At 54.6% G+C, this 18,192-nt stretch carries 16 protein-coding genes and 1 tRNA gene; 7 read left to right on the forward strand and 10 right to left on the reverse strand.

Annotated elements, in window-relative coordinates; genetic code table 11:
- Both CLV58_RS13900 and CLV58_RS13905 read right to left on the reverse strand, forming a co-directional pair.
- On the reverse strand, positions 1-540 hold the full coding sequence (locus CLV58_RS13900; RefSeq protein WP_106138449.1) for a Fur family transcriptional regulator: 540 nt from the start codon (positions 538-540) through the stop codon (positions 1-3).
- 106 nt (positions 541-646) lie between these two features.
- Positions 647-2,935, reverse strand: a complete 2,289-nt coding sequence (locus CLV58_RS13905; protein ID WP_425443521.1) for a RelA/SpoT family protein — start codon at positions 2,933-2,935, stop codon at positions 647-649.
- Between the two features lie 186 nt (positions 2,936-3,121).
- Here CLV58_RS13905 and CLV58_RS13910 point away from each other — a divergent pair.
- The 3 genes from CLV58_RS13910 (at position 3,122) to CLV58_RS13920 (ending at position 5,323) form a co-directional block, all read left to right on the forward strand.
- Positions 3,122-3,203 (forward strand) — tRNA-Leu (locus CLV58_RS13910).
- A 106-nt stretch (positions 3,204-3,309) separates the two neighbouring features.
- Positions 3,310-4,677, forward strand: a complete 1,368-nt coding sequence (tig, locus tag CLV58_RS13915; protein ID WP_106138431.1) for a trigger factor — start codon at positions 3,310-3,312, stop codon at positions 4,675-4,677.
- A gap of 154 nt (positions 4,678-4,831) precedes the next feature.
- Positions 4,832-5,323, forward strand: coding sequence for a DUF2147 domain-containing protein (locus CLV58_RS13920; protein WP_245882318.1), 492 nt, complete (start codon positions 4,832-4,834; stop codon positions 5,321-5,323).
- A 72-nt stretch (positions 5,324-5,395) separates the two neighbouring features.
- On the opposite strand, the gene CLV58_RS13925 is transcribed toward CLV58_RS13920, so the two are convergent.
- The 6 genes from CLV58_RS13925 to mltG form a co-directional block, all read right to left on the reverse strand.
- Positions 5,396-6,397 carry a hypothetical protein gene (locus tag CLV58_RS13925; RefSeq protein WP_106138432.1) on the reverse strand — a complete coding sequence of 334 codons (1,002 nt, stop codon included), beginning with the start codon at positions 6,395-6,397 and terminating at the stop codon, positions 5,396-5,398.
- Positions 6,398-6,449: 52 nt separating this feature from the next.
- Positions 6,450-7,070 (reverse strand): L-threonylcarbamoyladenylate synthase, encoded by a 621-nt coding sequence (locus tag CLV58_RS13930; RefSeq protein WP_106138433.1) that lies wholly within the window; start codon positions 7,068-7,070, stop codon positions 6,450-6,452.
- A 56-nt stretch (positions 7,071-7,126) separates the two neighbouring features.
- Positions 7,127-8,170 carry a glycosyltransferase gene (locus CLV58_RS13935; RefSeq protein ID WP_245882319.1) on the reverse strand — a complete coding sequence of 348 codons (1,044 nt, stop codon included), beginning with the start codon at positions 8,168-8,170 and terminating at the stop codon, positions 7,127-7,129.
- A 396-nt stretch (positions 8,171-8,566) separates the two neighbouring features.
- The gene (locus CLV58_RS13940; RefSeq protein ID WP_106138434.1) at positions 8,567-9,484 is read right to left on the reverse strand and encodes a YihY/virulence factor BrkB family protein; all 918 of its coding nucleotides are present in this window, start codon (positions 9,482-9,484) and stop codon (positions 8,567-8,569) included.
- Between the two features lie 107 nt (positions 9,485-9,591).
- Positions 9,592-10,005: an acyl-CoA thioesterase gene (locus CLV58_RS13945; RefSeq protein ID WP_106138435.1), complete on the reverse strand. Its 414-nt coding sequence runs from the start codon at positions 10,003-10,005 to the stop codon at positions 9,592-9,594.
- Positions 10,006-10,009: 4 nt separating this feature from the next.
- Complete coding sequence (gene mltG / locus CLV58_RS13950; RefSeq protein WP_106138436.1) at positions 10,010-11,047, reverse strand: endolytic transglycosylase MltG; 1,038 nt, start codon at positions 11,045-11,047, stop codon at positions 10,010-10,012.
- A gap of 217 nt (positions 11,048-11,264) precedes the next feature.
- Between mltG and CLV58_RS13955 the strand changes: the two genes are divergently transcribed.
- The 3 genes from CLV58_RS13955 (at position 11,265) to CLV58_RS13965 (ending at position 13,470) form a co-directional block, all read left to right on the forward strand.
- Complete coding sequence (locus CLV58_RS13955; protein ID WP_245882320.1) at positions 11,265-12,386, forward strand: MFS transporter; 1,122 nt, start codon at positions 11,265-11,267, stop codon at positions 12,384-12,386.
- A 75-nt stretch (positions 12,387-12,461) separates the two neighbouring features.
- A complete protein-coding gene (locus tag CLV58_RS13960; RefSeq protein ID WP_106138438.1) occupies positions 12,462-12,707 on the forward strand; it encodes a hypothetical protein in 246 nt (81 codons plus the stop codon).
- A 343-nt stretch (positions 12,708-13,050) separates the two neighbouring features.
- Positions 13,051-13,470, forward strand: coding sequence for a hypothetical protein (locus CLV58_RS13965; RefSeq protein ID WP_106138439.1), 420 nt, complete (start codon positions 13,051-13,053; stop codon positions 13,468-13,470).
- Here the strand turns inward: CLV58_RS13965 and CLV58_RS13970 are convergent.
- Together CLV58_RS13970 and hslU are read right to left on the reverse strand one after the other, a co-directional pair.
- Positions 13,447-14,409, reverse strand: a complete 963-nt coding sequence (locus CLV58_RS13970) for a YihY/virulence factor BrkB family protein (RefSeq protein WP_245882321.1) — start codon at positions 14,407-14,409, stop codon at positions 13,447-13,449. The two genes, CLV58_RS13965 and CLV58_RS13970, sit on opposite strands and share 24 nt — an antisense overlap.
- Positions 14,410-14,538: 129 nt before the next feature.
- Complete coding sequence (gene hslU / locus CLV58_RS13975; RefSeq protein WP_106138440.1) at positions 14,539-15,936, reverse strand: ATP-dependent protease ATPase subunit HslU; 1,398 nt, start codon at positions 15,934-15,936, stop codon at positions 14,539-14,541.
- A 200-nt stretch (positions 15,937-16,136) separates the two neighbouring features.
- On the opposite strand from hslU, the gene CLV58_RS13980 reads away from it, so the two are divergent.
- On the forward strand, positions 16,137-18,017 hold the full coding sequence (locus CLV58_RS13980) for a beta-N-acetylhexosaminidase (RefSeq protein ID WP_106138441.1): 1,881 nt from the start codon (positions 16,137-16,139) through the stop codon (positions 18,015-18,017).
- Positions 18,018-18,192 lie beyond the last annotated feature (175 nt).

Below are 18,192 nucleotides of genomic sequence, written 5' to 3' on the forward strand. Positions count from 1 at the left end.
TTACTGATGCTCCTGAACGTCGGCTGGGTAGTCTACCGTACCCTGCCGCGCATCGGGATGACTGGCGGGGGCGGGGTGCTGGCGGTTTTCACAGACGTCACGGGTGCAGGACCCGTAAAAAATCAGCGAGTGGTGCATCACGTTGAATTTCAACATATCGCCGACCATGTTCTGGATGTTCTGCACACGCGGATCACAAAACTCCATTACCTTGTGGCAGTCCGTACAGATCAGGTGGTCGTGCTGCCGGTATCCGTACGATTTTTCGTATTGCGCCAGGTTGCGGCCGAATTGATGCTTCGTTACCAGGTCACAATCGACCAGCACGTCGAGGGTGTTGTACACGGTCGCGCGGCTGACTCGGTATTTTTTATTCTTCATGGAAATGTACAACTCGTCGACGTCGAAGTGGTCTTCGCGGTTGTAGATCTCTTCAAGGATGGCAAAACGTTCGGGGGTTTTTCGCAGGCCTTTCCGTTCGAGGTAGGCCATGAAAATACTCCGGGCGGCATCCAGATTCGTTTGCTTCGGCGCAGGCATATCCGTTCCGATTGGGTTAATCAACTGCAAAGGTAGGGGTATTCGGTTTACAGTTCACGGTTTTCAGTAGATCGACCGAAAACCGTGAACTGTAAATCGAATACGGTTATGAGTCGAACCGGATGACTTCATAGACGCCCTGCACCCGTTCGAGTTTGCGCATCAGCGTTTCCAGGTGTTCCGTATCGTGAACGTACAACCGGATGTTACCTTCGAAGATCCCGTCTTTCGAGTCGATCGCTACTGACCGCATATTGATGTGCAGCTCGTTGCTGATGACCCGCGTTACGTCGTTGATCAGGCCTACCCGGTCAGTACCGGTGATGCGCAGCCCGGCCAGGAAGGCCAGTTCTTTCTGACTCGTCCACTTCGCCTTGATAATCCGGTTCCCGTGGTTCGACATCAACTCAACCGCATTGGGGCAGGTAACGCGGTGAATCTTGATGCCGTCATTGATCGTCACGAAGCCAAACACGTCGTCGCCCGAAATGGGGTTGCAGCATTTTGACAGCGTGTAATCGATACGGTCCATGTCTTCGCCGATCAGCAGCATATCCGCGTCGGCTCGTTCGCCGTGAATCCGCTTTAGTTCTTTAGTGAACGATTTGCCGTCCTGAATGGCATCGGTGTTGATCTTGTTTGCGCGGTTCTCGCGGGCCTCCTTGTCGGCCTTGAACTTCCGGATTTCCTGCGGATCGATGTGTCCCTTGCCGACGCGGTAGAAAAAATCGTCGGTGGTTTTCGAGCCGAAATAAGCCCGCATCTGATTGATGACTTCGTTGGTCATCTCCAAACGCAGCACCTTTAGTTTCTTCTGAACCAGATCGCGACCGTCGGTAACGTAGCGCTTGTTCTCCTCTTTTATGAGGTCTTTGATCTTGGTTTTGGCTTTCGACGTCACCACGAAGCGCAGCCAGTCTTCGCTGGGCTTCTGCCGGTTCGAGGTGATGACCTCCACCTGATCGCCGTTTTGCAACACGTAACTCAGCGGTACTAGCGTATTGTTGACTTTGGCGGCCATGCAATGCGCGCCAACCTGCGTGTGAATGTCGAACGCGAAGTCGAGCGCCGTTGCCCCCCGTTGCAGCACTTTCAGATCGCCTTTCGGCGTAAACACAAAAACCTCCTCGCTGTACAGGTTCGAGCGGAAGTCGTCGACAAATTCGATAGCCGCTTTCTTATCCCCGCTCCCCGCCGACTCGATCATATCGCGAACCTGACTGATCCAGGTTTCGATCCCCGCGCCGGTTTGTGTGTCGTTGCCTTTGTATTTCCAGTGGGCCGCGTACCCTTTTTCGGCAATCTCGTTCATCCGCTCCGTGCGGATCTGCACCTCTACCCACTGCCCTGACTTGCTCATCACCGTCGTGTGCAGCGACTCATAGCCGTTGGTACGTGGCGTACTGATCCAGTCTTTCAGTCGGTCGGGATTCGGCTTATAATGATCGGTGACAATCGAATAAGCCCGCCAGCAGGCTGCTTTCTCCTGATCGGCCGGTACGTCGAGGATAACGCGAACGGCAAACAGATCGTAAATTTCCTCGAACGGCTTCTTCGACTTATCCAGCTTGTTCCAGATGGAGTAGATCGATTTGGGTCGTCCTTTTATGACGTACTTGATACCTGTTTCCGTAAGGTCGCGGTCAATCGGTTCGATGAAGCGGCTGATAAACCGGTCGCGGGCCAGCTTGGTCTCGCGTAGTTTCTTGGCGATGTCTTTGTACGCTTCCGGCTCGACGTGTTTCAGATACAAATCTTCCAGCTCCGATTTGATAGCGTACAAGCCTAACCGGTGGGCGAGGGGGGCGTAGATGTAAATCGTTTCCGACGCGATCTTCAATTGCTTATCGCGGGGCATCGAGTCCAGCGTCCGCATGTTGTGAAGCCGGTCCGCAAGTTTGATCAGAATAACCCGGACATCGTCGGAAAGCGTCAGGAGCATTTTTCGGAAATTCTCCGCCTGCTGCGAGGTACCGTACTCGAAGTAACCCGAAATCTTGGTCAATCCGTCGATGATGCGGGCGACTTTGGGGCCGAAAACCCGGTCGATGTCGGCAATGGTTGTTTCGGTATCTTCCACTACGTCGTGCAGCAGGGCCGCCACGATGCTGGTCGGACCTAGTCCAATCTCCTCGACGGCAATCTGCGCTACCGCAATCGGATGGTAGATATACGGCTCCCCTGACCGTCGACGCATGTTCTTATGCGCTTCGGCTGACGTATTAAACGCTTTCTTGATGAGCTTGGCGTCGTCGCCTTTGAGCATGGGTTTGGCGGCCCGCAGTAACCGACGATAGCGCTTTAAAATTTCCTGTCGTTCCAGTTCCAGATCAATCACGGGCTCAGCAGTGGGGGCCGGACGCCGTTCGGTCGTATCCATCATCGTAGGTTGCATTTTTCGGGTAAGACAGGCCCGGTGGTTGTACTCGCTCTTCCAAGATAACAATTAATTAACGGGAAAATGAGTGGCGTTGACCAAAAAATATAAAGAGTCGAAATTTTTTTTGGTAAGTAGAAAACCTTGGTTACTTTTGCACCCTCAAACATGAGTTAATGAGCTAGCTCAACGACTCCTCTACCAGCGGGCGTGGCGAAATTGGTAGACGTGCCAGACTTAGGATCTGGTGCCGCAAGGCATGGGGGTTCGAGTCCCTCCGCCCGTACAAATACTTGAATGACTGAAGGATTGATTGATTGAATGTTCGGCTCTCAGTAGCTATTCAATCACTCTGTCAATCAGTCATTCAATCATTTTAAACCGACACAAACGTGGAGATTACCCTGGACAAAGCCAGTGAGACAAATGCCTCGCTGAACATTACCCTTACTCCGGCCGACTACAAGCCTGAAGTTGATAAAAAACTGAAGCAGTACAGCAAAACGGTTGCGCTGAAAGGTTTCCGGCCGGGTCATGTACCGGCGTCGCTGGTGCAAAAGATGTACGGTAAGAGCATTCTGGTTGAAGAAATCAACTCGATGCTGAGCAAAACCGTCAGTAACTACATCCGGGAAAATAAATTACAGGTTGTTGGTGATCCGGTGCCGAACCGCGAACAGGCCGATGCCGTCGATTGGGACAGCCAAACCGATTTTGCGTTCAGCTACACGCTGGGTCTGGCGTCGGAGTTCGACATCGACTTCGCTGATCTGCCAGCCGTTAATCAATATGATATTCAGGCGGGCGACGCCGAAGTAGACAGCACGATTGCTGACCTGCAAAAGCGTTTTCACGAGCATGCGCATGCCGAAGAGGTTGGCGAGGGCGATACCATCTACGGTGAGCTGAAGCAAGTGAACGCGCCGGACGGTGGCGAAGCCTTTACCGCTAAAACGGCGTTCCCGCTGAATCAGATGGCGGAAGAAGCAAAAGGACAATTCGTCGGTAAAAAGAAAGACGACGTAATCACGTTCAACCTGGAGCAGGCGTTCCCCGACGAGAAAGCACGGGCTACGGCTACGGGTGCGCCGAAAGACGAAGCGGCCAACCTGACCGGTGAGTTTACGTTTGCTATCGATGACATCACCCGTCATGAGCCAGCTGAACTGAACCAGGCGTTCTTCGACAAAGTACTGGGTGCCGGTGCCGTTTCGGATGAAACCGAATTCCGGGCGAAAGTTGGTGAGATCATCAAGAGCAACTACAACCGGGAATCGGAGCAACTGCTGCGCCTGGACATCGAAAAAACGCTCCTCGACGCAACACCGATCCTGCTTCCCGACGAGTTCCTGAAAAACTGGCTGCTGGAAGTCAACGAAGGCAAGTTTACGCCGGAGCAGATCGATGAGCAGTACGGCGATTTCACCAAGTCAGTGAAGCTGCAACTCATCAAAAACAAGATTGCTGACAAGGCTGACATCAAAGTCGATCAGGAAGAAGTACTGGAAGCGACGCGTCAGATGGTGCGGGAGCAGTTCGGATTTGCCGGTGGCGAAAACGAAGAAATGAACCAGACCATCGACCGGATCGCTCGCAACTACCTGACCGACGAGAAAAACAACGGGCAGAACTACACGAGCACGTTCAACCGGGTGTTCGACGATAAAGTGGTCGGCTACGCTAAGGAGCAGATGACGATTGCGTCGCAGGACATAACCGTTGACGACTTCAAAACGCTGGTTGAAAACCGGCAGGCGTAGTTCTTCACCGACCTGATACAACAAGAAAGAGCGGCTTTCCTTACGGGAGAGCCGCTCTTTTTTTGTCGCCTGACTTGACAAATGCCGGGTTGCACGATCAAAGTAGCGCGATTTGCAAACCATACGGCCCCCTTGCGTCGTTTATACCTGACTAATGAACAACGAGACTAAACCACGATTTTTTATTTCGTACATGACCCGTTTCCTGTTGATTCCTGCGCTACTTGGCTGCCTTCTGCTTACGGCCCTGACTCCAGCCGCCGACGACCCCGACGCTGTTGTGGGGCGGTGGTTAAGTAGCAAGAAACGAAATCAGGTACAGATTTTTAGACAGGGTGACAAATACTATGGTCGGCTGGTGTGGATGCTCGAACCAAATGATCCGGTTACGAAGCGGCCCAAAACAGATATGCAGAATCCGGATGTTTCATTACGCAATCGCCCGTTGATGAACATGATTATGATGTCTGACCTGGTCTACAAAGGTGATAATACCTGGACCGGTGGGCAGGTATATAACCCGGAGGATGGCAAGACGTACAGCTGTGATCTGACACTGCGCGATCCTAATTCGCTTGATATTCACGGCTACGTCATGGGTATAAGTCTGCTGGGCCGGACAAAAACCTGGACACGGGTTAGGTAGACAGCAGCGTTTTTGCACGAAAAAAGGTCGCCCGGATGAGCGACCTTTTTTCGTGTACGGATGAGTCCGTGCTTACTGGTACTGAATGTACATCGGTTTCGGATCGAGCGCCAGAACTTCGGCCGGCGTCATGATGCGCGAACCGGGCTTGCGGAAATCGTTGTCGTAAAACAGCTTGAATCCTGTATACTGAACCGGCTCCTTCTGGATGTAGTCGTGGTACGAATCTTTCTTCAGTACCGGCGGTCCCCAGCCATCCATATCCATAACGATCTGTACGTTCGGGTTCAGCTTGATATTTTTGTAGTTCTTGATCATTCCCTGCGTGAAGCGGTGTACAACCAGCACTTTAGGCGGCAGGTTGTTTTCCTTTACTACGTTGCTCAGGAAGTTGACAGCCTGGTTGACGTCGGCTGCGTCGTAGGAGCCAATCTTGGTACCCGGACGAGCACCCGTTACCATCGAAAACTCCGGATCGATACCCAGGTGAACGAACGGCAGCTTCAGGTATTTCTCCAGATACTTCATTTCGGGGCCCAGAGGAGCATGACCGCGCTGAATGTCGAGAAAAACAATGGCGTTATGCTCATTCCCCCACTTGATGACCTTCTTGATTGTCTTGTCGGACATCCGCAGGCGGTAGCCACCGTCTTTGCCGGGGGCACCCTGCGCCGAGATGGCGACCAGGTGAAGCGCGGGCTGAATCGGGGTGGCGGGATCGGCTTTCTGCCAGTTTTTGATTTCCTGGTCCAGCCGTTGCAACATTTCTTCTTTGGGATATTTACCCAGAATCCCCATTTTTTTGGAATGCGGATTACCGTAGTACGCGAAAATCCGCTTTTTGGGCAGAATGGCTTCGGTGGGCGCGTACGTGAGGGAGTCGAGCGTTGAGTCGCCGGTGCTGACCGATCCGGCAGGACGGGTAGTTGGCCGGGCGGCTGTGGTATCCTTTTCGTCGGTTTTCGTCGAGTCGCCGGTAGTGGCCGATGTTTTTTCTTTGGATTCCGTTGAGGTACAACTGATGGAAAGATGTCCCAGCAGCAGCAATGATAGAGCAGCTAGCGGTAAGCGCATAGAGAGATTTCGGATCGATTTTCCTACAAGTATAGGAGGAAGGGGCGGGTTTTCAAAGCACTAGCTCGCCCAGCCCCTGTCGGATCACCGTGAAGTCGTCGTCCGTAGCATCAACGATGGTCGATGGTATGTTGCCGCCGTACCCCCCGTCGATCACAATGTCGACCTGATGCTGAAATTTTTCAAAAATCAGTTCCGGATCAGTGGAGTACTCGATTACTTCGTCTTCGTCCCGAATCGAGGTAGTAATGATTGGGTTACCTAATTCGTGAACGATCTGCCGGGGCACCTCGTTGGCGGGCACCCGAATCCCGACCGTCTTTTTGTTGGTGTTCAGCAGTTTCGGTACGTTACCGCTTGCTTCCAGCAAAAACGTATACGGCCCCGGCAACACACGCTTCATCAGTTTGAAGGCGGAGTTACTGACACGCGCGTAATCGGCGATGTGGCTGAGGTCGTAACAGATAAACGAAAAATCGTTTTTGGTCGGCTTAACGCCTTTAATCCGCGCCACCCGCTCGACGGCTCGGGCGTTGTGGATGTCGCAGCCCATACCGTAGATCGTATCGGTTGGGTAGATGATGACAGCGCCCCGGCGTAAAGCCGCTACGATATAATCGATTCGGCGCGGGTCAGGATTGTCAGCATATAACTTCAGGAATTCAGCAGCCATGGCAAAGCGGATTCAGAATGGCCGAACCGCTGTTCAGGGTCGGTTCGTATCCGCTATTAACGCGGTACGGCCCCGGCCGGTTTCAGCTGTCGTGCCTGTTGCCACTGCTGGAAGCGCCTGTACACGCCATTGACGGGCAGGTGCAGGTAGCTCATACCCAGAAAAAGCCGCGTCGATGGACCAACCGGTTGAATCCGGCTTAGCAGATGGCCGAAGCGAAGAGCGAGATCGAACTGTTCGGCGTAAAAGGCTTTCCGGACAAACCGCCCAACTCGCCGGGCCAGAATGTGCTGTTCATCGGCAGAATGACAAACATCGTAAGCGCGCTGACAAACGATCAGCGAAGACGCCAGTAACTCATTATGCCGGTGCGTAACCTGGGTCGACATGGAGTTGGGTAACCGCCGTTTGTACGTCAGAACGTCGTCCAGGTACGCGTAGTGGTACGAGCGGGATGAGCGAACCCAGAAGTCAAAATCTTCAAACGCCAGCGACTCGTCGTAGCCACCCAGTTCATCGAGGATCTCCCGGCGCATCATCATGGTAGGGGTACAAACGAAATAGCGGTCGAGAATATCGCTGAACACGTCGCCCGACGGCACCCGTACTTTCGATCGTCCATTGCTGTCGATGGGGTAGTGGGTACCCAGTCGTTGCCCGGCTGAATCGATGAAAGCCGCGTTGGAGAACACGACGGCATAGTGAGTAGGCAGTCGCTCGAACAGATCGACCTGTCGGCGGATTCGGTCGGCGAGCAGGACGTCGTCGGCCGCAAGATCGATGATATAACGGCCCGTGGTCAGGGCAAACCCCTGATTGAACGCGCGGTTCAACCCGATGTTGGTTGGGTTTTTGACAAAGCGCACCGCTGGGTGTTTGGCTACGAACCGGGCAATCCGATCGGCCGATTGATCGGTGCTGCCGTTATCAATCACGATCAGTTCGACATTGGGATAGTCTTGTTCCACAACGGATTGCAACGCTTCCTCGACGAATGCTTCGTGATTATAACAGGTACAAACGATACTTACCCAGGGTTTGAGACTATTCAGAAAAGAGCTCATCGGCAGATTTGTCGTCTGAACCGTTACAGAAGCCATACTGGAATGGGGTTGTTTACTACCGAATAAAACCACTAGTCAGCAGCGAAACAGGGTACCTGAGCTGCTGATAAGCAAACATACCCAGGACCGGGCAGGTTTCTGGCGTGGTTTTGAGTAAACGGAAAGAACGGACTGCCAGCCAGACTAATCAGCAGCCGGTGACGTACGGATAGAAGGGGACCGGCTACTAAGAAGCAGGGTAGCGGACCAGGCTGTTAGGGCAGAAAGAAGCAATAAAAAGGTGTAAAGAAGAGCCGTTGCACAAATAGTTGGCACGGTTTTGGTCTCTTTTTCGACTGTAGCCGGCACTGTCCGCTACAAGGTACTTACATTTATGGGTTAGGGTTGCAAACACCACTTCGGTTACTTGGAGGTGGTGTTTGTTGTTTTTAGTCAGTCTGCGGTTTTGCGTTCGCCTTTCTCGCCGTAGAGGATTGCGTTCGTCTCAAAGCCCAAAATCAGCAACAAGGCAATCAGATTGATCCAGATCATCAGGGCGATCAGCGTACCAATCGAGCCATACACTTTGTTGTATGAGCCGAAGTTGGACACGTAGTACGAAAAGCCCAGTGTCGTCAACACGATCAGCACCGATGCGGCCACGCTGCCCGGCGTGATAAACGACCACCGCAGATACTTGTCGGGGCCAAACCGGTAAATGACCGATATCGTCATGACAAAGACCGCAAAAACGATCAGGTAACGGCCCACAGAAAGCAAATAAACCGTCAGGTCATTGTTAAACACGTTGAACCGGAGCAGGTAGTCGCTGACGATGCCGCCGACGATCAACGTTAGAATCGCCAGGAACAGGGCAAACGCCAGCGCGAATGTTAGCCCGACCGCGACCAGTCGCATGCGCAGGAAGCCGCGACTGTCGTCGCCGTGTGAAGAATTAAAGGCGTTCATGAGCGCTACCAGTCCGCTTGTAGCCGAGTAGAGGGCGAGTAAAAAGCCAAAGGACAGCACGTTGCCGCGTGGCCGACTGACAATGTCCCGGATGGTGGTGCCCACCGTGCTGAACGTATCACCGGGCAACACCTCGCCCAGAAAACTCATAATCCGGTCGTCGAAGTGAGGGATAGGGATGAACGGGATAAGTGTGAACAGGAAAATAACGGTGGGAAAGACGGCCAGAATCAGGCTGTAGGAAACCGAGGCTGCCCGCTCACTCGTGTCATTCTCGATAACCTTGTTTCCGAGTCGCGTGAGAAAGGAGTACCAGGTGATACGCGACCCGAACGGATGATGGTTATACAGCCATGCACGAATACCGCGCATGGGCTTTAACGCCAATAGCTTATCAAACATGAATGGTCGTTTGTGGGGTTCCGTTTACTGTATTCAGTGCACGGTCCGTGGTGTCCGAAAGGCACGATTAACCTGTAGACCGGGCGCTGCAAACCTACCAAAGCAACCTACGCGCCGAAAAAAGGTTTGGCTAAAACGGCCAGTTCAGGCGGTACAGGGCAGGGGCGACCCGTTGCCGACCGAACGAAAACCAGCGTTGTGCTGCCCGTGTTGAGCAGATCGCCGTGCTGATTGAATACCTCGTACTGAAACACCATGCGGGTGGTCGGCATCTGCGCTACCGTTACCCGGATCGTCAGCAGATCATCGTAGCGGGCGGGGCGGATGAAGCGGGTCGACATGTCGTAGACAGGCATGCCGATGCCGTCGGCTTCGAGGTCTTTATAGTCCATGCCGATATGCCGCATTAGCTCGACCCGGCCGATTTCGTAAAAACGGGCGTAGTTGCCGTAGTACACGATCCCCATCTGATCGGTATCGTAGTAGCGGACGCGGATACCCGTAACGTCGTGTGTCAGCATGGGCTTACTTCATGATGCGCATTTTCGTCAGCGCCTGCTGGTAAAGACGGGCGTTGGCGATGTGCTCCGACAGGGTTTTGGAGAACGTGTGGTAGCCGTTGAAGCGGGCGTCGACAACGAAGTACAGGTAGTCGTGCTTCTCGGCGTTCAGTACCGCATCGATGGTGGCCGGCGGGGGCAGGTTGATCGGACCCGGTGGCAGACCGGCGTAGCGGTACGTGTTGTATGGCGAATCAACCGAAAGTTGTTTGTTGAGCAGTCGCCGGATACCAAAGTCACGCAGGGCAAAGATCACGGTTGGGTCGGCTTCGAGTTTGATGCCCCGCTTCAGCCGATTCAGGTACACGCCCGCTACGCGGGGCTGCTCGTCGACCTTATTGGTTTCCGCTTTCACAATCGACGCCAGTACCTGCACCTGCGTTTGCGTCATGCCCAGTGCTTCCGCTTTTGCCTTCCGTTCGGGTGTCCAGAATTTCTTGTATTCGGAGCCCATGCGCTCCAGAAACGCGTCGGGCTTGATGGTCCAGAAAAATTCGTAGGTGTTGGGTAGGAACAAGCAAACGATGGTTGTGGTATCGAACCCGAATTTTTCGCAGACGGCCGGGTCGTTGAGTCGCTTGCCGAGGGCCTCGGGACCAAACTCGAACTTGCTGCCCAGCCGCTGAATCAAATCGCTTTTGAGCCGAATGTTGTTGAATGTGACCGGCAGCGGGTCCTGACTCCCGTTGCGCAGTTTGACCAGGGCCTCGCGGTTGCCCATGCGGGGTTGAATTTCGTAGCGGCCTACCTTGACGTGTTCGGGATACTTCATCAGCTTGGCCAGAAAGCGAAACGACACCTCATCGTCGACGACGTCGTGCGCCTTAAGCGTGTCCATGACCGACTCGAACGTCGAGCCACTGGGAATTAACAGAGCAAAGGTTTTGTCGCCTTCCTTGGCTTGCAGATTCGGCGTTTTAATAATCTGCCAGAAGTAAAAGGTAAAGGTGGTAAACAGGATAGAGACCGTCAGAAACAGGCCAATCTTAACATTGCGCGACATAACTGAGAAGTAAGTAAGCGACGGCAAAGGTACGAAAGAGCAAATAGGTGAACGCGCGAATCCGTGAAAGAATCCGCTTCTCAATGGGGCACATTTCGCCCCGTCGACTCCGTCAGCCCCTTATCTTTGTCAACGAATCATCCCCGACGCTCCACTGAAAACGCTGCTCATCCGCCACCCCTTCGGCCAATCGGCTCTGTATACGCTCTCCTTCTGGTTGCTGTGTGCCAGCAACTTCCTGTTTACGGCCAGTTTTCAGATGATGATTCCCGAACTGCCCGACTATCTGACCCGACTGGGCGGGCGGGAGTACATAGGGCTGATTATCGCGCTCTTTACCCTGACGGCAGGGGTGTCGCGTCCGTTCAGTGGCAAGATCACGGATACGGTGGGCCGGGTGCCGGTCATGGCCTTTGGGTCGATCGTTTGCTTCCTCTGCGGCTTTCTGTACCCATATCTACTCACGGTCGGCGGCTTTCTCACGTTGCGACTGGTGCACGGCTTTTCAACGGGTACCAAACCCACGGCGACTTCGGCCTACGTAGCCGACATTGTACCGGCCAACCGGCGGGGCGAAGCAATGGGCATGCTGGGCTTGTTTACGGCGATGGGCATGTCGCTGGGGCCGGCCATCGGCAGCTGGCTGGCCGAATCGTTTTCGATGAACGTTATGTTCTGGACCTCGTCGGCTTTTGCCCTGCTGTCGATTCTGATTCTGATTCAGATGCCGGAGACGCTGGTTAACACGCAGCCGTTCCGGTTTCGGCTGCTCCGGCTGCGTAAAGAGGAAATCTTCGACAGGCAGGCGATTCCACCGTTTGTCGTATTACTGCTTCAGTCGTTTTCATCGGGTGTGGTGCTGACTGTCGTGTCGGGACTAAGTAGTTCGCTGGGCATTACTAACAAGGGGCTATTCTTCAGCGTGTACACGCTGGCGTCACTGGCGGTACGGCTCATCTTCAGCCGGTCGTCGGACCGGCACGGGCGGGTGCCGGTACTGCTCGTCTCTACCTCGGTACTGGTTATGGCTATGGCAACCCTGATGTTTACGCATTCGACGCTCTTGTTCTGGACGGCAGCGGTGTTGTTTGGTATGTCGTGGGGGATGAATTCGCCGACAATTACCGCCTGGACGGCCGATCTGAGCGATGAAGCGACCCGTGGCCGGGCGATGGCGACCATGTACATCGCGCTGGAAGCGGGAATCGGCATTGGAGCTGTGGTGTCGGGCTGGTTACTCAACCGCTTCGGTGTGGCGCAGGGCATGTACGTGTCGTTCGGTGTGGCTGCCGGGCTGGCGCTACTGGCGGTTGGCTACCTCGCTACCCGCCAACGATAAAGGTGCTGTCATAAGTTGTGGCGATGCGGTTTCCGTCGGACTTTAGTGCCCCATATCCATACTAGTGATTAGAGCATGAATCGGTTGATTTGCGCTGTTCTCAACTGGCTCGGTTTTTTTGTCGGCCGACCAATCTCAGGACTACTGACCGGGTATGAGCTGCCGCGTGACTTTAGCCTGCGGTTCGACACCGATAGCCCGCTCTGCTTCGGCATTGGTGCCAGCCGGGGCCAAACGATTCGGCTGTTGCAGTCGTGCTACAAGTGCCCGACCAATCCCGTATTTGAATCGGCTTCGGCGACGTTCAGCACTCCGAGTTGAGTTCACTACTGCCGATGAATCTGGATCGGTTGAATAACATTTTTGCGCAGGAAGAAGTCGTATCTGTTGAACAGGGACAGGTCGGTACGCTCAGTTAGGTTTGCCGAACGCATCAGATTGACCAGACTGATTGCCTGAAAATCGATACGCAAGGGGCCGAATCGCCTGTGTTACAAGGGAAAGCGAGTTATTCCGGCGGAAGCAGACCGAAGCAATTTGGCTGGAGTTTAACTTTGCCGACCAGTACGTCGGCCAGTCAGACCCGCTGGATGTGATGCGTTTCCTACGCGACAACCAGCGTACCACGTAATACGACAACACGTCCTGAGCCGACTTTATACGCATGAATCATACAACCGACACGATCGAACCAACCATCCGCCCACTAGTCGACGCGCTGAACGCAACCGGACTGGTACAAACCTTCTCAAGCTGTGAAGGCCACTTTGGGCCCGACGAGCAAACGATGGTCGACCGGAATCTGGCGTATGTGCAGTTTGTTCCGGCTGAAGACGTATCGGCTGCGCTGGTTGAGCATTTGTTGATGTCGGTACTGACGCGCTTCAAGAAAGCGCATGGGCTCATGCCGGTCGTGGTGGGGGGCTACAAACGCTTTACGCCCGTCGATGGCGATCAGATCGATGAAACGTTCGTGCTGGATTTGCGGCCCTTCAATCGCTTCGACCCCGCCGACCGCAAGCGAAGCGACACCGACCGCGCCATCGAACAGGTGACCGGTTTAGTCCGGCAACTGCTGTTTTGAGGGGCCGGGACGGTCGGCCGTTGCCGTGATGTTATCTTCCTCCGGTAGTTCCTGAATCTGGTAGGCAACGGCATCGTTAGCCGGTTCGGCATCAAGGTGAAGCCAGTTGGCGTATTCACGGGTAAAACTGGCACCGTAATACAGGATCAGGGCCGAATAGAAGATAAATAGTAGGATCAGGATGATAGCCCCCGACCGGCCGTACAACGCCCCCACCGGACTCTTGATCAGCAGCCGATCCAGAATTTGCTGACCGATGTCGAAGAGCAGCGCCGTTACGAGGGCTCCGCGCCAGACGGCCTGCCAGCGAATCTTGATGTCGGGTAAGTACTTGAAAATAACGCCCAGCCAAAGCGTCGACAGGGCCGTCGATAGTACGTAGCGACCGACTTCAATCAGCCAGTTGGGTGGCCCGAACGTATCGGGCAAACGCACCTGAAAGCGCAGCAGGACTTGCTGAACCAGCAGCGACGCCAGCACGAGCAGACCCGAAAACAGAATAATCCCAAAGGCTATCGCCCGATCCGCTGCCGACGCCCACCAGCGCCGATGAGCCGCGTGTTTCACCCGCCAGAGCTGGTTGAGCGAGTTCTTGACGATAGTAAACAAGGTTGTCGATGCCAGCAGCAACAAGGCGATGCTAAGCGCCGTTAGCCATCCGCTCGACCGGGGCTGTTGCAGCCGCTGTGAAATATCCTGCAACTGACGGGCACTTTGCCAGCCAAACAGATCGGCCATGGTGCGAAACAGCTCCGTACTTACCTGCCGATCCGCGTCGGTCAGGACGTGGCCATAAAGCTGGGTCAGGATGATAACGATTGGCGGCAGCGCGAAAAAACTAAAAAACGCCGTCGCTGCCGCCATCCGAATGGGGTCGTTATCCGCCAGATTGGTAAACGCCCGGCCCGCAAGCTGAGCGAAAGAACGAAGCTGTGTCAAAGCAGAACCGTTTTTTGTAGAGACGCAATCCGTTGCGTCTCAGCACCCGGATGGTATACCGCCAGCCAGACGGTGTTTGCCGCCAAACGGCTATGGCTACCGCGTACTGAGACGCAAAGGATCGCGTCTCTACAGAATGAACTGACTCAGGTCGCGGTTTTTGACGAGTCCGTTCAGCTTTTCGTTGACCAGTTCTTTCGTCACGACTACCTGCGCATTGGCACCGATCACGTCGGGAATGTCGAACATGAAGTCGTTCATTAAGTGACTCAGCACGGTTTGCAGTCGGCGGGCACCGATGTTTTCGACTTCGCTGTTGACCTCAAACGCAATCCGGGCCAGTTCCCGCAAGGCATCGTCGTTGAACGTTAGCGCGACCGATTCTGCCTGTAACATGGCTTCGTATTGCTTGGTCAGCGCGTTTTTCGGCTCCTTCAGAATCTGGTAGAAATCGTCTTCCGACAGACTTTGCAACTCCACCCGGATCGGGAAGCGCCCCTGCAATTCTGGGATCAGGTCGCTGGGTTTGGCAACGTGGAACGCCCCGGCGGCAACGAACAGAATGTGGTCGGTATGAATCATGCCGTACTTGGTGTTGACCGCACTGCCTTCGACAATCGGGAGCAGGTCGCGTTGTACGCCTTCACGGCTCACGTCAGGACCACCCCCGCCGTTACCCGACCGGGCCGACGCCACCTTGTCGATCTCATCGATGAAAATGATACCGGCATCTTCGGCTTTGCGGATGGCTTCTTCCTTCACCTCGTCCATGTCGATCAGCTTGGCGGCTTCTTCCTCCAGCAGAATCGTGCGGGCTTCGGCGATGGTCACTTTCCGCTTCTTGCCTTTCTTCGGCATCATGTTGCCGATCATCTCCTGAATATTCATCATCGACAGGTCATCCATACCACCACCCATGATGCCAATGTTGGGGGCCGCTGACTGCTGTACATCGATGTCGATTTTACGATCGTCCATTTCGCCGGAGCGGATTTTCTCCCGGAACCGCTCACGGGTCCGTTCATTTAGTTCGGCGTCCGATGAAGCGGAGGAGTGCTGTTCGAAGCCAACGGCTGTCGTTGCTGGCGCAGCCGGTTTGACGGGCGGAATCAGAATGTCGAGAATGGCGTCTTCCACATTCTGCTGCGCCCGCACTTTCACTTCTTCTTTTTTCGCCGTCCGCACCATGTTGACCGCCTGTTCGACCAGGTCGCGTACCATGCTTTCCACGTCGCGACCGACATAGCCGACTTCGGTAAATTTCGACGCTTCGACTTTTACGAATGGCGCATCGGCAATCTTGGCCAGCCGACGGGCGATCTCGGTCTTGCCGACGCCCGTTGCGCCGATCATCAGAATGTTGTTGGGCGTGATTTCGCGCTGCATATCGGGCGCGCTGTTCATCCGGCGCCAGCGGTTCCGCAGGGCGATGGCTACGTTCCGCTTGGCGTCGTGCTGCCCGATGATATATTGATCAAGTTCGGCAACGATCTGCCGGGGGGTAAGGTTTTTCAGCAATTCAGTCATTGACTCGTCTGTAAACGATGGCTTGGTATTAGACAGCTAACACCAGAAACCGCAAAATGTGTCCGATCGGGGCGGAATTTGTCGAGAGGCCGGACTGGGCGTGCTGCTACGGGCCGAGGTTGCCGCAAATCTGCTACCTTTGACTAGCCTATACGGTGCCGCCACCGAGGGGCAATCCTACCTATACTCTTTTCTTTACTATGCACATTGCCCGCCTACTGGTGCTGGCGCTTGGCGTAACGATCGCCCGGGCGCAGACACCCGTCCACCTGATTCCGCAGCCGGTTAGCCTGCAACAACAGAAAGGTCTATTTACGCTAACCCGATCGGCCAGTATTCAGTACAATCAGGCCGACGGCAAAACCGCTGCTGACCTGCTGGCCAAGCAGTTGAATGGTCCCACGGGTTTTTCCATCCAGCCTAAAACCGGTACGTCGGGTACGATTCAGCTAACGCTGAATGCTACGCCCGATGCTAAACTTGGCGACGAAGGCTACACCCTGAACGCTACCGACAAGGGGGTTCATATTACGGCCAACAAACCCGCTGGTTTATTCTACGGGGCGCAGACGCTGACCCAACTGTTGCCCAAAGAAATTGGCAGCAAGACAAAAACCAGCGCCAACTGGACGGTGCCCGCCGTACTGATCACCGACTACCCACGCTTCGGCTGGCGGGGAATCATGCTCGACGTAAGCCGCCATTTTTTTCCGAAAGAAGACGTTAAAACGTTTATCGATCAGATCGCGAAGCTGAAATACAACACGTTGCACTGGCACCTGACCGACGACAACGGCTGGCGTATCGAGATCAAGTCACTGCCGAAACTGACAAGTGTCGGTGCCTGGCGCGTCGCCCGGTCGGGGCACTTTGGTGATCGGGAAGATCCGAAACCCGGCGAACCAACGCCCTACGGTGGCTTTTACACGCAGGATGATGTTCGCGAGATTATCCGCTACGCGCAGGACCGTAACGTGACGATTGTCCCCGAAGTCGATATTCCGGGGCATAGCATGGCCGCCCTTGCCGCTTACCCCGAATTGAGCTGCACGAAGCAACCGGTCAGTGTCAACCCCGGCACCAACTTCGCCGACTGGTACGGCAACGGAACCTTCAAAATGAAAGTCGAGAATACGCTCAACCCGTCGGATGAGAAGGTGTACGAGTTTCTGGACAAGGTATTCACGGAAGTCGCGGCCCTGTTTCCCAACCCGTACATCCATGCGGGTGGCGACGAGTGCTACAAAGGCTACTGGGCGCAAGACCCCGGCTGTCAGGCGCTAATGAAAAAGCTCAACATCCGCCACGTCGAAGACCTGCAAGGCTACTTCATGGGCCGGGTCGAAAAAATTCTGGCGAGCAAAGGCAAGAAGTTTCTGGGTTGGGATGAGATTTTGGAAGGCGGCATTTCGCCGACGGCAACGGTGATGAGCTGGCGGGGAGTAAAGGGTGGTATCGAAGCCGCCCACATGGGCCACAACGTGGTGATGACGCCAACCACGTTCGCCTACCTCGACTACAATCAGGGCGATAATGCCGTCGACCCGCCGATCTACGCGACGCTTCGGGCGCAGACGAGCTACAATTACGAGCCCGTTCCCGACGGTATCGATCCTAAATTCATTCTGGGTGGTCAGGGCAATTTATGGACCGAGCAGATTCCGAACCTGCGCTATGCCGAGTACATGATGTACCCGCGCGGCTGGGCCCTGGCTGAAGTGTACTGGTCTCCCAAGGAAGCCAAAAACTGGCCCAACTTCGTTCAGCGCATGGAAACCCATTTCGACCGGGCTGATGTCGCGCAGGTAAACCATGCCAAAGCGGTTTACGACGCAATCGTCAAGACCAGCATGAACGGCGATAAACTGATGCTGAACATGGCGGGTGAAATTCCAAATCTGGATATCTACTACACCACCGACGATACCATGCCCGATCAGTTTTCGACGAAATACACGCAGCCCGTCGAACTGCCCGACGGCCCCATCACCCTGCGCGTGATCACGTACCGGGCCGGCAAACCCATCGGTCACCTGATTACCCTGTCGCGCGATGCGCTGATGAAGCGGGCGGGTCGGTAATCTCCATTCCAGGGTCCTTGTTATGACCCCCCGTCCCCCTGAAGGGGGTGAGGCTATCGCACAGTCTTCACCCCCTTCAGGGCTAATCTTGTAGGGGTTTTAATTCGGATTGAGTCCATAACCTAGTTTGATGAAATAAAAACGCTCCACTGCCTGACTCAACACCCTGAGACCA

The sequence above is a fragment of the Spirosoma oryzae genome (genome assembly GCF_003002825.1).
Lineage (GTDB): Bacteria > Bacteroidota > Bacteroidia > Cytophagales > Spirosomataceae > Spirosoma > Spirosoma oryzae.